General features: G+C 61.6%; 12 protein-coding genes. 9 read left to right on the top strand and 3 right to left on the bottom strand.

What is annotated here, in order from left to right; genetic code table 11:
• Positions 1-3013: FtsK/SpoIIIE domain-containing protein (locus Y703_RS0101390; RefSeq protein WP_155849355.1), on the bottom strand; the 3013-nt coding region annotated here is incomplete at its 3' end.
• Positions 3014-3203: 190 nt separating this feature from the next.
• Here Y703_RS0101390 and Y703_RS0101385 point away from each other — a divergent pair.
• Genes Y703_RS0101385 through Y703_RS0101365 form a run of 5 tightly spaced genes read left to right on the top strand, consistent with a single transcriptional unit; the run spans position 3204 to position 8390 of the window.
• Complete coding sequence (locus Y703_RS0101385) at positions 3204-4493, top strand: nucleotide sugar dehydrogenase (RefSeq protein WP_026551308.1); 1290 nt, start codon at positions 3204-3206, stop codon at positions 4491-4493.
• Between the two features lie 39 nt (positions 4494-4532).
• Positions 4533-5159 (top strand): acyltransferase, encoded by a 627-nt coding sequence (locus tag Y703_RS0101380; RefSeq protein WP_026551307.1) that lies wholly within the window; start codon positions 4533-4535, stop codon positions 5157-5159.
• The gene (locus Y703_RS0101375) at positions 5156-6256 is read left to right on the top strand and encodes a DegT/DnrJ/EryC1/StrS family aminotransferase (protein ID WP_026551306.1); all 1101 of its coding nucleotides are present in this window, start codon (positions 5156-5158) and stop codon (positions 6254-6256) included. Before Y703_RS0101380 ends, Y703_RS0101375 begins: the two co-directional genes overlap by 4 nt.
• Positions 6257-6258: 2 nt before the next feature.
• Positions 6259-7251 (top strand): Gfo/Idh/MocA family protein, encoded by a 993-nt coding sequence (locus Y703_RS0101370; RefSeq protein ID WP_026551305.1) that lies wholly within the window; start codon positions 6259-6261, stop codon positions 7249-7251.
• The gene (locus Y703_RS0101365) at positions 7248-8390 is read left to right on the top strand and encodes a glycosyltransferase family 4 protein (protein WP_035763349.1); all 1143 of its coding nucleotides are present in this window, start codon (positions 7248-7250) and stop codon (positions 8388-8390) included. The genes Y703_RS0101370 and Y703_RS0101365 overlap by 4 nt, the downstream gene beginning before the upstream one ends.
• Here the strand turns inward: Y703_RS0101365 and wecB are convergent.
• Entirely contained in the window at positions 8383-9435 is a 1053-nt protein-coding gene (gene wecB, locus Y703_RS0101360) for a non-hydrolyzing UDP-N-acetylglucosamine 2-epimerase (RefSeq protein ID WP_026551303.1), read from the bottom strand. The genes Y703_RS0101365 and wecB overlap by 8 nt on opposite strands.
• Before the next feature lie 121 nt (positions 9436-9556).
• On the opposite strand from wecB, the gene glf reads away from it, so the two are divergent.
• The 4 genes from glf to Y703_RS0101340 are packed head-to-tail and all read left to right on the top strand — an operon-like array spanning position 9557 to position 14373.
• Complete coding sequence (glf, locus tag Y703_RS0101355; RefSeq protein ID WP_026551302.1) at positions 9557-10744, top strand: UDP-galactopyranose mutase; 1188 nt, start codon at positions 9557-9559, stop codon at positions 10742-10744.
• Positions 10741-12741: a glycosyltransferase gene (locus Y703_RS0101350; RefSeq protein ID WP_026551301.1), complete on the top strand. Its 2001-nt coding sequence runs from the start codon at positions 10741-10743 to the stop codon at positions 12739-12741. The genes glf and Y703_RS0101350 overlap by 4 nt, the downstream gene beginning before the upstream one ends.
• A 3-nt stretch (positions 12742-12744) precedes the next feature.
• Positions 12745-13635 carry an ABC transporter permease gene (locus Y703_RS0101345; protein ID WP_026551300.1) on the top strand — a complete coding sequence of 297 codons (891 nt, stop codon included), beginning with the start codon at positions 12745-12747 and terminating at the stop codon, positions 13633-13635.
• 3 nt (positions 13636-13638) lie between these two features.
• Positions 13639-14373 carry an ABC transporter ATP-binding protein gene (locus Y703_RS0101340; protein WP_026551299.1) on the top strand — a complete coding sequence of 245 codons (735 nt, stop codon included), beginning with the start codon at positions 13639-13641 and terminating at the stop codon, positions 14371-14373.
• Positions 14374-14381: 8 nt separating this feature from the next.
• Here Y703_RS0101340 and Y703_RS22275 read toward each other — a convergent pair.
• Positions 14382-16242: DUF6541 family protein (locus Y703_RS22275; protein ID WP_026551298.1), on the bottom strand; the 1861-nt coding region annotated here is incomplete at its 5' end.

Genomic DNA, 16242 nt, shown 5'->3' with positions numbered 1-16242 from the left:
ACACAATTACCGACACCGCCGGACCGGCGCGGCGACCTCCGTCGCCATCCGGGGCGCCAGATAGCCGCACAGCGATGAACTCGGACAATCTCCTGAGCACACGAGCCGCGCGTTTGAGGTCGTTCGCCCCCACGTACGCGCCCACCTGAGGTGCCGGGGCCACCCAGCCTAGACTGCCGTCGCCGTCAAGAAGGTAAAGGTGTCTCTCAGGCAGGCCCTGTTGGAGTTGATCAACGATATACACCAGCGAAGCGGCGGTGCCGCCAGCCGGATAGCCGATCAGAGCCAGGTGGGAATGCTCGTCGGGAGACCACAGCAGATGGCGCTGGGTCTGCTCCTCGGGGAGGTCAAGCAACCCCAAGTGCAGTGATGCGTCCCGGCGACCAGTGTCAACGACCAGCGAGAGCACCGGGGGCAATTCCGGTAGCACAGGGTGGTGCAACGAATGGGGCGGCGCTTCAAGGGCGGCGTGAGCCACGACAGCCACTAGCCGTGCCAGTACCTCTGAAGGTGCCACCGGCCCCGGCTTCACCGGCCCGTTGTCCCCAGCGCTGTGCCGGCGCTGGGAGGTACTACGGCCAGCGGACATCAGTCGCCGGTAATCAGCCAGCTCAAGGATGCCAGCGCACGGCGTCGCTTCCTCATCATTCTCAGGGCTCGACGAGGCCGCCTGGAACTCCATCGGGATAGCGGTTCCAAGACTGAGGAAGGCCCGGCCAGGCAGACCGACCGGGATGGCAGCCGCTGCAGCGGACCCGATGACGTCGTGGGACTCAAGTGCTGTTCCAACCCGCAGCGCAATGCTGGTGGTGACGTTTGCCCGAATGTCAGGACCCAGGGCCCCCTGTGGACGCTGGGTGGCCATGATGAGGTGGATGCCAAGAGACCTCCCCAGCGTGGCAATGCGCATGAGCTCAGCTGTAGCACCGGGAACATCTTCCACAAGCATCCTGAACTCATCGATAACCACTGCAAGACGCGGCAAGACCGGTCTCGAGGGCGCCGGCCATCCGGAGATGTCTGTCACCAGATGCTCGGCGAACAGCCGCTCGCGCCTCCTGATCTCGGCGAGAAGTGACACCAGTGCCCGGGCCGCCGCAGCAGCCGAAAGATCGGTCAGTAGGCCTACCGAGTGGGGCAGGGAAAGGAGGGGCCGCAAAGCGGCGCCTCCCTTGAAATCGATCAGGAGGAAGTTCACCTCGGTGGGACTGTGGTGGAGGGCAATGGACAGGATAAGGGTTCGAAGTAGTTCCGATTTACCCGATCCGGTGGTCCCGGCGATCACCAGGTGAGGACCATCGGAGACCAGGTTGAAAACCACAGTGCCGTCAGCGCCCCGACCTATCGGAGCGGCGAGACCTGGCTGGGAGGCTGCCCATGCACTGATCACTTGCCCGGGTGTTGAGGGCGCAATCCGGTCGAGACTGACGTGGCCCGGTGGGGCAGGGGAGCCACCGCCGGGGATCTGGGCCCCACCAGCACTTCCCGGAGGACCTGGCAGCCCTCCAAATGCGCGGGCCAGTCTGCCGAACGACTGGGTACTGACCAGATCGGGCCGGAATTTGATTTCCCGTCCTATGCCCCGCAGCAGTGCCCTGCCGTCGCCGAGATCGACCGTCAGGCGAACTGTTCCCGCGTTTATCGGCAGATCCTTTTGGTGCTGATAGCCAAATCTGAAGATCACCGCCGCCCTGGACGGCGACAGATTCCACTCAGCACTGGCGCCGAACATGAGCACGGGTGTCGGGTCAGACGTCGGTGAGAGGTCTTCGAACACCTTCGACGTGTCAGCAAGGATGACACCCGGCAGGAAACGGGCATCGGCCGGCACATCAGTCGGGGATCCCACACAGATCGCTGAGCCGAGCTGGTGGGCCAGCTGAAGGAGCACTGAGCGTGCCACTCCGAGCACAATGAGCTCAGGACCGGAAAGGCAAATCTCCGGTGGCGGAAACGTTGTACCGCGGGTGCGTAGCTCAATCGTCACCGGCACATCTGCGAGGACTGGACAGGTCCACTTCGTAGTGGTCGGGCTGACCACGATGTGCGCTGGCTGGGTGCCTTCGCCGAGCCGCACATAGATGGGGCCACCAGTCTGCCCAGGGGCCTCGACTCGATCGGGGGTCACCGGTGCGAAGGCCCCCAGCGCCAGCGAACCGACGTCGCGAGCGGCGCGCTGCCGCCGTCGTCGGTCCGCCTCAGCGGCCTCGGCCAGTGCTGAGGAAAAACTGCGGCGTCCACGCCGTTGCGTGAGCAGGGTCGCCAGGCCCACGCAGGCGGACAATATGCTAAAGCCAAGGAACAACCACATCCCGGTGCTCACCGCAAGAACGACCCCGAGGACCAGTGGAAGCAGCGCTGCGGCGATCATCGGCGGGGTAGTCGTCGGCGGCGTCGGGCACCGCACCTGGAGCGGCTCAGCCAGGTCAGGCGCCGGGTCGACCGGTGGACGGTGATCGAGCAGAGCTAGAGCGCAGCGACTGCCGCCAAACTGCAGCGTCGACGAGGCAGTGACGCTGGTGTCTGTGATCAGCGAACCATCGACCCAGGTTCCGTTGGCCGATGAGTTGTCCCGAAGGGTCACCTGATTCTTCTCGACGGTGAGGAACGCATGGAGCCTCGACACTTCAGGGTCGTCAAGGACAATGTCTGTACCAGTTCGACCGACCGAGTAAGTGCCGCGTCTGAGCGCCGTCACTTGGCCAGCGTCTGGCCCGGAGCAGGCAACGAACACCAAACTGGGTCTCCACTGAGTTTTTTGGAGCCGGTACGGTGGGCGAACCGTCGCGCCGGCGACGATCACCGAGCCATTCACCAAGGGAGCCACAGCGAAGGTGAGTGACTCGAGCGGTTCGCCTGCAACGGTGAACGGACCAGCCGTATGGGTCTGCGCCAGCGCGTCAATCAGCGATTGGGTGGATTGGACAACCGAAGTATCAATCACCAGCTCCACGGCAGCTGGTGTGGGTGACAGGCTGCCCGGGGCCCAGACCAGTGTGAGATGGAGCAACATGAGCGACGCCTTCGGTGACAATTTCGATTTCTGCACCTGAGGCTATCCACCGGCAGCAGACCGACGGTCCATAGCTACCCCAAATGTGGACAACGGCAGATCAGGCGTTTTTACTCGAGTGCCTATAGGCTTGACTACTGGGTCCGGCTGGACATGTTCACTACCCACCACTAGAGAAGGTCATTGTTTCGTGAAGATTGCTGTTATTGCGCTTGGGAAGATTGGGTTGCCGCTTGCTGTGCAGTTTGCGTCCAAGGGCCACGAGGTGGTCGGTGTGGATGTGAATGCTCAGGTGGTTGAGTTGGTGAACCAGGCGGTTGAGCCGTTCCCGGGTGAGGCGCATCTGCAGGAGAAGCTTTCGGAGTTGGTCCCGGCGGGGAAGTTGCGGGCTACTACTGATTACGCGGATGCGGTGCCTGGTGCTGATGCTGTGGTGTTGGTGGTTCCGCTGTTCGTTGATGAGGATGCGAAGCCTGATTTTGGGTGGATGGATGCGGCAACCGCTGAGCTTGCGAAGCATTTGACGCCGGGCACGCTGGTGTCGTTTGAGACGACGCTTCCGGTGGGTACTACCCGGACGCGGTGGAAGCCGATGCTTGAGGAAGGTTCGGGCCTGGTCGAGGGTGAGGATTTCCATCTGGTGTTCTCCCCTGAGCGGGTGCTGACGGGCCGGGTGTTCGAGGATTTGCGGAAGTACCCGAAGCTGGTGGGTGGGTTGTCCCCAACCGGCGCTGCGACGGCTGTCGAGTTCTACGAGGCCGTCCTCGATTTTGATGAGCGTCCCGATCTGGCTCGGGGGAATGGGGTGTGGGATCTGGGTTCCGCTGAGGCGTCGGAGTTATCCAAGTTGGCTGAGACGACGTACCGCGACGTGAACATCGGTCTGGCTAATCAGTTTGCCCGGTTTGCCGCGATGACCGGGATCGATATTTATCAGGTCATCGATGCGTCGAACTCGCAGCCCTACAGCCACATCCATCAGCCGGGTATCGCGGTCGGTGGTCATTGCATCCCGGTGTACCCGCGCTTGTACCTGTGGAATGATCCTGACGCCACCGTGGTGCGTGCCGCGCGTGAGGCGAACGCAAGCATGCCCGATTACACGATTGGGCTGCTGGAGGGCGCGTACGGCGACCTTGAGGGTGCGCGGGTGGTGGTGCTCGGAGCCGCGTATCGCGGTGAGGTGAAGGAGACAGCGTTTTCCGGGGTGTTTGCTGCGGTTGAGGCGTTGAAGGCCCGCGGTGCTACCGCGGTGGTGCATGATCCGATGTACACCGATGAGGAACTGCAGCGTCTGGGTTTCGAGGCTTACCACCTGGGTGAGCCGATCGATGCTGCGGTGGTGCAGGCTAACCACAAGTCGTACGCGTCGTTGGGTCCGGCGGATCTGCCGGGGGTGAAGGCGTTCATTGATGGGCGTCGGGTCAGTTCGGCCGAGCACTGGGATGGTGTGCTGTACCGGGTCATCGGCAAAGCCTGATTTTTTGCGAAACGCGGTTCACTACGGAAGAAGGATTCGATGAGCTTCATAGCGGACGGAGCCGATGTGTCGGCGAAAGCCAGCCTGGGTGAGGGGACCAAGGTGTGGCACCTGGCCCAGGTGCGCGAGGATGCAGTCCTCGGAGAGAACTGCATTGTGGGCCGCGGTGCGTATATCGGCACCGGCGTCCAGGTTGGCGCTAACTCCAAGATCCAGAACTACGCTTTGGTTTATGAGCCGGCGTCGTTGGGGAGCGGGGTGTTCATCGGTCCGGCTGTGGTGCTGACCAATGACACGTATCCGCGGTCGGTGTCACCGGACGGTGGGCTCAAGAGTGCCCATGACTGGACCCCGGTGGGGGTTACGATCGGTGATGGGGCGTCCATTGGTGCCCGGGCCGTGTGTGTTGCACCGGTGACCATCGGGGAATGGGCTACCGTTGCGGCCGGCGCCGTCGTCACCAAGGATGTTCCAGCGTATGCCCTGATGGTAGGGGCCCCCGCGAAAAGGGTGGGCTGGGTCGGGAAGGCCGGCCACCCGTTGCGGCAGGAAGCGGGTTTCTGGGTGTGCCCGGCGACCGGGGAAAAGTATGAGGAAACTACAGCAGCGGATTCACCACCGAGTTCAGCGGATTCAACACTGAAACCAGTAGAGGTAGAGGCATGAGTAAAGGGTTTATTCCGGCGGCGAAGCCGATTGTAGGGGACGACGAGCGGGCGGCAGTGGATGCTGTGCTGCTCTCGGGGATGCTTGCCCAGGGCGCTGAAGTCGCGTCCTTCGAAACCGAGTTCTCCGACGTCCTCCTCGATGGCCGTGCGGCGGTGGCGGTGAACTCCGGGACGTCGGGGCTGCACCTGGGACTGTTGGCCGCGGGGGTGGGCCCGGGCGATGAGGTGATCGTGCCGTCTTTCACTTTCGCTGCGACGGCGAATTCGGTGGCCCTGACCGGTGCGACACCGGTCTTCGCTGATATTGAACTGGATCATTATTGCCTGGACATCTTGCATGTGGAGTCGCTGATCACGGAGCGGACCAAGGGCATCATGCCGGTGCATCTGTATGGGCACCCGGCGAACATTATCGCGTTCCGCGCCCTGGCCGATCAGCATTCAATTGGTTTGTTCGAAGACGCCGCGCAAGCCCACGGCGCCGGGATGGATGGCCGCAAGGTCGGCACGTTCGGGGACTTCGCGATGTTCTCGCTGTATCCGACGAAGAACATGACCTCGGGTGAGGGCGGGATGGTCTCCACTGGAGACGCGACCATCGAGCGTAACCTTCGGTTGCTGCGGAACCAGGGGATGGAACGCCAGTACGAGAACGAGTTGGTGGGTTTCAACTCCCGGATGACTAACCTGCATGCAGCGATCGGGCGGGTGCAGTTGACCAAGGTGATGGGCTGGACCGCTCAGCGGAAGGCAAATGCTGCGTTCCTTGACACGAACCTCACCGGGGTCCGCACCCCGGTCGTGGCTCAAGGAGCCGAGCACGTTTACCACCAGTACACGGTGCGGGTCGACGGCGGTGCTGCTGCCCGGGACAAGCTCGCGTCGGCCTTGAAGGAGGACTACCAGATCGGCTCAGGGGTGTATTACCCGATCCCTAATCACCGGCTGCCGTCCTTCATGCGTGAAGAGGACCTGCCGAACACGGAGATTGCGGCCCAGGAAGTATTGTCTTTGCCGGTTCATCCGTCGCTGGATCAGGAAGATCTGGAACGTATCGTCGAAGCGGTCAACGCACTCACCACGGCAGGGGCCTAAGCATGGCGAATCTGAAAGTTGGTCTGATCGGACTCGGCATGATGGGTCGCCACCACGCCCGGATGATCCGGGAGGTTGAGGGTCTTGAACTCGTTGCCGTCGCTGACGCGTTCGGCGACCCGCACGGTGTCGCGGGATCCCTGCCGCTTTGCGGATCGGTTGATGAGCTCATTGCCAGGGGCCTCGACATGGCCGTCTGCGCTGTGCCGACCGGGCTCCATGAGGAGGTGGGGCTGGCGTTGGCTGCGGCGGGCGTCCACACCATGGTCGAAAAGCCGATCGCGTCGACGATCGACGGCGGGCAACGCCTCGTCGACGCTTTCGAGGAGGCGAACCTTGTCGGTGCGGTTGGACACATTGAACGGTTCAACCCCGCACTGCAGTCCCTGCGGGCCCGGATCGAGAACGGGGACCTCGGGGAGGTCTACCAGATCGCGACCCGACGTCAGGGTCCGTTCCCATCCCGGATCGCCGACGTCGGCGTCGTGAAAGACCTCGGTACCCACGATATCGATCTCACCTCCTGGCTGGCGCAGTCACCGTTTGCCTCGGTATCGGCACTGACGAGCACTCGATCCGGTCGCCCGCACGAGGACATGGTCACAGCGTCCTGCCGGCTGGAAAACGGTGTGATCACCTCCCACCTGGTGAACTGGCTTTCGCCGATGAAGGAACGCCTCACAGTGGTGACCGGGGAGAAGGGCGCATTTGTCGCTGACACGCTCACCGCTGACCTGACCTTCTTCGAAAACGGCACCATCAACACCGAATGGGAGGCCGTGTCCAACTTCAGGGGAGTCTCCGAAGGCAACATCACCCGCCTCGCCCTGACCAAGCGTGAACCCCTTCGATCCGAACACGAGGCCTTCAGGGACGCAGTCCTCGGCATCTCCAACACCATCGTCACCATGCGCGAAGGGCTCAATACCCTCAGAGTCGCAGAAGCCATCATCGAATCTGCCACTACACAGACTACGATAAGCCTCTCTGCGTGAAGCCGAGGGTCCTGGTTGCCACCCGACTGTATCCACCTGAAGTTGGCGCGGCAGCGTTCCGGCTGGAGGCGCTGGTTCACGGCCTGCGTGAAGCTGGCGCGTCGGTCCGGGTAGTCACCACCAAGCCGCCGAAGGGGACTCCGAGCGGGGACGGGCGTGCCGGGGTGTCGCGATGGCCGGTGTTGCGGGACGCTGGCGGCAACGTCCGCGGCTACGTGCAGTACATGTCTTTTGACATCCCGTTGTTCTTGAGGCTCCTGCTCTCCCGGGCCGACGTCGTCGTCTCAGAGCCACCGCCCACTACTGGCATAGTTGTTGCGCTCAGTTCGATGGTTCGTCGGCGCCCCTACGTCTACTATGCGGCAGATGTGTGGACGGACGCTTTGATTGCTATCCGGGCGCCGGCGGTGGTTGTTCGGTGTATGCGCTTTCTGGAGGGCCAAGCCCTCCGCAAGGCCAGCCGGGTGATAGCCATCTCCGAAGGAGTAGCGGATCAGATCGCGGCCTTCGACGTGGATCCTGGCCGGCTGACCGTCGTCAACAATGGTGTGGATACGACAGTGTTCTCGCGCGATGGTGGCTCCGTTTCAACTGACTACCCCTACTTTGTCTACACCGGAACAATGTCGGAGTGGCAGGGGGCAGATATCTTCATTGAAGCCATCGCGCTGGTGGCCGATGAGTTTCCTACTGTTCGGTTGCACTTCTTCGGCCAAGGCTCGGCCGAGGAAGCGTTGCGACGGCTCGCTACCACTGTGGCGCCCGGAAAAGTTAGTTTCGGTGGCGTCATCCAGCCGGCAGAAGCCGCGCGCTGGATCCGCGGGGCTGCAGCGGCGGTGGTCAGCATTGTGCCGGAGCAGGGTTACGACTTCGCCAAGCCGACCAAGATCTATGCTGCAGCGGCATGTGGAACACCAGTGATCTATGCAGGCGGCGGCGAATGCTCGCGCATGGTGAGCGACAACGGGTTGGGGGTCTCGTCTGACTTTTCTGCTGAAGCAGTTGCAGAGAAAATGATCCACCTGCTGCAGGGCTCCGATTCCGGACGGGCGGCTCGCTCAGATTGGGTGGAGCGCAACGCCTCGCTGCGAGTCACGGGACAGCGTGCCGCGGCAGAGGTGCTGCGAACCGCTAGCTGACGAGTGCCCGGACTACCTCAAGTGCCGCTGCCCCTTCACCGTAGGGTGTCGCCAAAGTGGCGGACGGCTTAGCTCGCTCGACAGTCCGCGCCAAGACACCTAAATCGTCGGAGACCAGGACGTTCCAGCCCAGATCGACAGTCTCCACCCATTCAGTCTCCGGGCGGATTGTGGTGCACGGTACCCGAAGAAGGAAGGCTTCCTTCTGCAGTCCACCCGAATCGGTGATCACGCCGGCGCTGTTCATCACCGCGTTGATCAGGCCCGGGTAGGCCAGCGGTTGGCCTACCCGGATAGCGCCAGCTTCAAGTTCTATACCGTGGCTGGCCGCCAAGTCGACCAGGCGTGGGTGTGCCAGAAGCAACACCGGCTTGTCCACCTGGGACAATGACTCAACGATTTGCTGAAGCCGGCCAAGATCGTCGGTGTTGTCGGGGCGATGAATCGTGCTGACGTAGTAGCCCGAAGGGGTCAGACCCGCAGGTAGCGGTTCGTTCCGCGCCAGGATTGAATCCCTAGTCTTGAACAGCACATCGGTCATCACATCACCAACGAGGACGCTCTTGTCCGCCAGTCCTTCGGTCGCCAAGTGACCCATCGCCGTTTCGGTTGGCGCAAGCAGGAGGTCCGAGGCATGATCAGTGAGCACCCGGTTGTGTTCCTCAGGCATCCGTCGGTTGAACGACCTAAGGCCCGCCTCGAGATGGGCAACCGGGATGTGCAGCTTGACGGCGGCGAGGGCTGCCGCGAGAGTCGAATTGGTGTCGCCATAGACCAGAACCATGTCCGGGCGCTCCCGCTCAAAGATGTCCTCCAGGCCAGCGAGCATGGTCCCGGTCTGTTTGCCATGCTTACCCGAGCCGACACCGAGGTTGTAATCCGGCGCCGGGATGGCGAGGTCCTGGAAGAACACGTCCGACATCAGGGAGTCGTAGTGCTGGCCGGTATGGATAATAATGTGGTCCGCCTGGCCTCTCATGGCCGCTGCGATAGGGGCGAGCTTCACGAACTGCGGGCGTGCGCCAACGACGCTAAGGATACGCATAGGGTTCAGTTTAGCTGTTGCCCAGACGGCCTAAATACAAGCCCCACACCGATTCTCCGGTAATCTTGTGCAGGCAGAGCGCACAGTAGTCGGCGCTGCCCCCAACAATTCAGGAGTGTTTGTGAACGTTGACCTCGTTGTCGTAGGGTCAGGCTTTTTTGGCCTGACCATTGCTGAACGGGCGGCCACCGAGCTCGGCCTGAAGGTGGCAGTCCTTGACCGGCGGCACCACATTGGCGGTAATGCCTACAGCGAAAAGGAATCGCAGACCGGTATAGAGGTACACCGTTACGGCGCTCACCTGTTCCACACCTCCAACGAGCGTGTCTGGGACTATGTCAGCCGGTTTACCGAGTTCACCAACTATGTTCACAAGGTGTACACCAGCCACAAGGGCGAGGTGTACCCGATGCCCATCAACCTGGGCACAATCAATCAGTTCTTCAGGTCCTCCTACGGCCCCGCCGAGGCGCGGGCGCTGATCCAGGAGCAGGCAGGGGAGCTGGCAGGAACCGACCCTCAGAATCTCAATGACAAGGGCATCCAGTTGATTGGCCGACCACTCTACGAAGCCTTCATCAAGCACTACACGGGGAAGCAGTGGCAAACCGATCCCAGGAATCTGCCCGCGGAGATCATTTCCAGGCTCCCAGTCCGCTACACCTACGACAACCGGTACTTCAACGACAAGTACGAAGGCCTGCCAGTGGACGGTTACACGGCCTGGATTGAACGGATGGCCGACCATCCCAACATCACCGTGCAGCTTAACACCGACTTCTTCGACGACAACCACGAGTTTTCCCGGGCCGCCACTCTGGGCCAGGTGCCGGTGGTGTACACCGGACCGGTGGACCGCTACTTTGACTACGCCGAGGGCGACCTGTCCTGGCGGACCATTGACCTGGAGGAGGAAGTTCTCCCGGTTGAGGACTTTCAGGGCTGTTCAGTGATGAACTACCCCGACGAGGATGCTGCGTATACGCGGATTCACGAATTCCGTCACTTCCACCCTGAACGGGCCTACACCAAGGACGCGACGGTGATCATGCGTGAGTTCTCCCGTTTCGCGGAGAAGGACGATGAACCATACTACCCGGTCAACACGAGCGAGGACCGGTCCAAGTTGAGCGCCTACCGGGACCTGGCCAAGGGTGAGAAGTCGGTATTGTTCGGCGGCCGGCTCGGCACCTACAAGTACCTTGACATGCACATGGCTATCGGCTCGGCGCTGTCGATGTATGACAACAAACTCAAGCCGCACTTCACTGCCGGCGCCAAGCTCGAAAGCGGAGGAGTCGACGCATGAGCAACCCTGCAACGACACCCACAGACCATGCCAGCGAAACGACCTGGCAAACCCTCCAGAGGGTCGTCCTGCCCAATCAGAGCGATCTGGACACGGCCCCGCTCTACCTGGACACGGGCAGCGCACTGAGCGTCCAGCTCAACACGATGGATGGCAGCGTATCCACGCAGGGCGGTGGACAGTCGCGCGGCGGGGACGCCAAGGAAATCCATGCCGAGGACTTCAAGTCGCGTCGCTCAACCCTGGTCCGATCGGGCGAGCGTGTGTCATTCGGCACCTACTTCAACGCTTTTCCTGCCAGCTACTGGCGTCGGTGGACCACTGTCCAGTCCGTCAGGCTCAGCGTTGTCACCACAGGTGACGGCGGTATTAGCGTGTACAAATCGAACGCGCGAGGCTCACTGCAGCACGTCGAGACCAAGCGGGTCGCAGAGTCAGCTGTCACAACCTTCGACCTGACCCTAGCGCCCTTCGGCGACGGTGGCTGGTACTGGTTCGATCTGGTCGCCGGATCCGGCAGCCTGGTCCTGAACGAGGCCGAGTGGCAGGCACCGCACACCGTCACCGACCACGGATCGATCACCCTTGAGATCACTACCCTGAACAAGCCTGACTTCTGCCTGAACAATCTGTCCATCCTGGCCAACCACCCCGAGTCCCTTGCTCCACTGAAGGAAATCCTCGTTGTGGATCAGGGCACGCAGAAGGTTGCTGATCAGCCAGGGTTTGCCGAGGTCGAAGCTGCCCTTCACGGCAAGCTGCGCATCATTAACCAGGCCAACCTTGGCGGGTCGGGCGGATTTGCCCGGGGCATGTATGAGGCAGTCGAAAACGGCAGCGACTACGCCCTGCTGCTGGACGACGACGTCGTCATTGAGCCTGAGAGCATTGCCCGGCTGCTGACGTTTGCCGATCACTGCAAAACCCCGACCATCGTCGGCGGACACATGTTTGATCTTTACAACCGGACCGTTCTCCACACTTTCGGTGAGACGGTGAACCCCTGGCGATTCCAGCCGGACCAGCCGGTGGCTGGCCAGGAGCTGGGCCACGACTTCGTCAGGTCGAACCTTCGCCACACCCCGTGGCTGCACCGACGCGTCGACGTCGACTACAACGGCTGGTGGATGTGCCTGATCCCGACGGCGGTCATCAGGGACATTGGCCTTTCCCTGCCCGTCTTCATCAAGTGGGACGACGCCGAATACGGTTTGCGAGCCAAGGCTGCCGGCTACCCGACGGTTTCGATGCCCGGTTCAGCGGTCTGGCACGTGTCGTGGATCGACAAGGACGACCTGGTGGGCTGGCAGGCCTACTTCCATACCCGCAACCGGATGATCGCTGCGCTGATCCATAGCCCGTATGAGCATGGTGGTCGCGTGGTGCGCGAATCGGGGTATATGGACATCAAGCACCTGATCTCTATGCAGTATTTCACGGCCCGCGGCAGGATCATGGCCCTCCAGGACATCCTCAAGGGCCCGGAGCAGCTCCACGATGTCCTGCCGACAAAGCTCACGGACATTCGCGGCATGACCAAGGACTTCCCCGATTCCCAGTTCAAGACCGACCCCGATGCCTTCCCGGGCGCACGGATGGACAAGCCGCCGAGGCAAGGACAGGGCTTCCGCGCGCCGTCCTACGCCACCCTGGTGCCTTGGGCTGCGAAGACAATCGTCCGCCAGCTGAGCAAACCGGTGCAGGATTCGAGCCGGGAACGACCGCAGGCTTTCGTCGCCCATCAGGACAACAAGTGGTGGCGGATGTCGCAGTACGACAGTGCAGTGGTGTCCAACGCCGAGGGCAGCGGGGCATCCTGGTACCAGCGGGATCCCAAAAAGTTGCGCGCCATGCTCACCGAAGCCGGCCGGCTGAACGCCGAGATCCTCCGGAACTGGCCGCAGCTGAGCGCCAGGTACAAGGCAGCAGCCGGGGAGATCACGTCCTTTGAAGCCTGGAAGAAGACCTTCGAAGAAAACTCCGAGAAGAGCGGATAGCGGTTGAGCACCAGCGAACTCACCACACCCGGTCTGGGTGCCGGTCTCCGCGACGTCCTGCGGTCCCGCTTCCTCCTGAAGCTCCTGGTCGCCAAAGAACTCAAGGTCAGGTATCGCGGCTCGGTTCTAGGGATCCTCTGGTCCTACGTCAAGCCGGGAGTGCAGTTCCTGGTGTTCTGGTTTGCGCTGGGGGTTTTCCTTGGGATGAACCGGAACACCGAGAACTATGCGATTTACCTGTTCTCCGGGATTGTTCTCATCAACTTCTTCAACGAGGCGCTCGGCAATGCCTCCCGCTCGGTGGTAGGCAACGGAGGGCTGATCAAGAAGATCTACCTGCCCCGGGAGCTGTTCCCGGTTGCGTCGGTCTGGGTGTCCGCGGTGCACTTCCTGCCGCAACTCCTGGTCCTGCTGGTGGCCTGTCTTTTTGCCGGGTGGACCCCTGGTTTTTTCCAGATTGTCGCAGCGGTCGCGGGGTTCGTTATCGTGGCTCTGCTCGCGACCGGCTTGGGGCTGTTCTTCGGCGCTGCCAACGTGTACTTCAGGGACAGCGAGAACTTCGTTGACATGCTCCTGATGATCGCCACGTGGGCTTCTCCGGTGCTCTACACCTGGACCATGGTTCGGGACGGACTGGCGACGGCGTTCTCCACCGGAACAGCGTCCGTGCTCCTCGTGCTCTATCAGGCGAATCCGCTGACGATTGCCGTTGAGCTCTTCCATTTCGCCTTCTGGCTCCCGACGACGTCGGAGGTCACCGACGCGACCATCGCCGTCCCGCCCAACCTGCTCGATATGTGGCTCCCGATCGGATTGGCAACCGCCCTTCTGGTGACTGTTTTGGGCCAATGGACCTTCCGGCGGCTCGAAGGCCGCTTTGCCCAGGAGTTGTGACCCGTGACGACCGCCATTGAAGTCAGTGATATTTCCAAACAGTTTGTGCTGCGCCATACCCGCTCTATCAAGGAAGCGTTCGTCTGGCTGGTCAAGGGGCGCAAGGGCGACCTCTCCCAGAAGTTCCACGCGCTTGAGGACGTCTCGCTGGATATCCGCCAGGGTGAATCGGTGGCCTTGCTAGGACTCAACGGATCGGGCAAATCGACTCTCCTGAAGCACATCTCAGGGGTTATGCTGCCGGATACCGGGACGGTGCGGACCAGGGGACGAGTGGCCGGGCTGATCGAGGTTGGTGCTGGTTTCCACCCTGATCTCAGCGGCCGTGACAACGTCTACCTCAACGGAGCCATCCTTGGAATGACCGAGCAGCAGATTGACGACCTTTTCGATGCGATCGTCGACTTCTCGGAAATTGGTCAGTTCATCGATACCGAGGTGAAGTTCTACTCATCGGGTATGTATTTGCGGCTGGCCTTCTCAGTGGCAGTCCATACCAACCCTGAAGTCTTCCTGGTTGACGAGATTCTTGCAGTCGGGGATGAGCCGTTCCAGAAGAAGTGCATTGCCAAGATCATGGAACTCGCAGCGGCAGGTAAAACGCTCGTCGTCGTCAGCCACGACTTGGACCTGGTCGCAAAGGTTTGCGAGCGAGGAGTCATCCTGGCCCACGGTAAGATCGTCTTTGATGGCAAGGTTGACGACGCTGTCGCTCACCTACGTGGCGGGTCGATCTAGCTCTTTCGCTAGGAGCAGGCGGTCACTTCGTAGAGGTGGGCGTCACCCTCTGAATCGAGTAGCTGGAACCCGGGCTTCGCGTCCAGATCCTCGACGCCGGGGTAGTTGTGATCCCCGAGATGTAGCTCGGGTCCGTCGAACTCCAAAACGTAGTAGCTGTTGAGCTTCGCTACTAATTCGCAGACCTGCGGATCCACGGCAGCGTTGTGTAGCCTGGTAAGAATTCTCAGGGTGTCTTCGGTTCCGGTAGAGCCAACATGGGGTGTCAGCGTCGGTATGCCGGTCAGGGCGTACACGTAAGCTGTTCCGGTCCATGGGTTGCCTGCGATAACGGCGTCGTCCGGTAACTGGTCCGGTAGCCGTTCAATCAGCGTTAGCTCGTCGATGGACAGGAAGTCCGAATCGTCGGTTAGCTCATAGCTCTCCTGGGCGGTGGTCACCGTTTGCTGAATCTGTTTGCCTTGGCTTCCGACGGTAATAATCGCGATCGTGGCAACCAATACGGCAGCTGCCGGTACCGCCACCCGGTGCCCGGTTTCGCTGGGAAGCGGCGTGGCCGGCTGGAAGCGTGCCACCAGGGTAGCGACGATCCAGGATCCGCCGACGACTGCAAGAATGATTGTGGTGACAGGCAGTAGCGCCGTGAGACGGAAGCTGTCGTTGTACCAGACACCAGTCACCAGGGAACGGAAGTCGTCCTGCGGGAAGCCTGTCACTACCACGAACAGGTAGCCAGTCACCAGGAAGAGACCCAACCCCCACCATCCTCCGCGACGCTGGAAAACGTGGAAGATCCCGGCCAGGAGAAGAATCATGACCATCGTTGCGATCGGACGGCTTTGAGGGGCGGAGGCGACAACCTCACCTAACGCCTGCGCGGGGGTCTGGAACGGCTCCCAATCGGAGGCTGCCTCCCCGGGCCGAAGCCTCAGCCAGAGGAGATAGACCGCAAAAGCGTAGGTGGACAGGAAGGCTAGCGAAGGCAAGTATCGCCATGCCCCGGATCCCACTTGATGGAGTTGGCGCCAATGCCGGACAAGGGCAACGGTGCCCATCGGCAGCAGAAGCGCGAGGAGGGCCATTAGTGTGCTGGGATGCGCGAGTGCGAGACCGGGAATGGTGACGGCGAAGGCCAGCACACTGACTAGCCACTTCTGATGATTGTCAGCGCTGAACCGCAGGACCATCGCGGCGAGACCAATTGAGGTGGGGAGCAAGGCTATGGAAAGGAAATTCGGGTACAGTACACCAAAATCCAGCATGAGGTAAGGGAAAGCACCAAAAGCAGCCGAAAGCACACCTGTGACCAGCAATGGGATGGGCCGGTTCCCAGTGATTCGGGTGCACATGAACATGCAGCCAAGGGGCCAAACCACAGCCGCGATAACCAGGCTGGACGCGGTGACTGCCAGTGGGATCCCGGCCTGTGTGAGTTGGGCTAGGAGTGACACGAAGCCGTGCCAGGCCCCGGGATAGAAATACGGGTCTGCCCCGGCCGTCGTCAACCCGCCCAGGGTGAGTGAAGACGCCGATCCAGTGTCACTTATGAACTGCAAAGCGTTCAGGTGAAATCCAGCGTCGTAGGTCTGAGAGACATTTTCGGGGGCGCCGATGATCTCAATCAGTCGCCAACCAATCAACGCGGCAGCAAGTGCTAGGGCCGTTCCGAAGGCGATAGAGAGTTCGAGCGAATGCCGCCCGGCGGCTTGAGCGCCCATATGGGTGCGGCGCCACAAGAATCGGACAGCTACTCCACCCACGCTGAGAACCACCACGGGGACGATCAGCACCCAAAGGCTCCACGGAACCCCGAGCAGGTCGGCGACAATGGCGCCCAGTGCGATGACGCTGATGGTGAGGGGGGCAGCA

Source organism: Arthrobacter sp. H20 (assembly GCF_000520515.1).
Taxonomy (GTDB): Bacteria; Actinomycetota; Actinomycetes; order Actinomycetales; family Micrococcaceae; genus Arthrobacter_D.
Note: the sequence above shows the minus strand (reverse complement) of the source record. Positions and strands in the feature narration are given on the sequence as shown.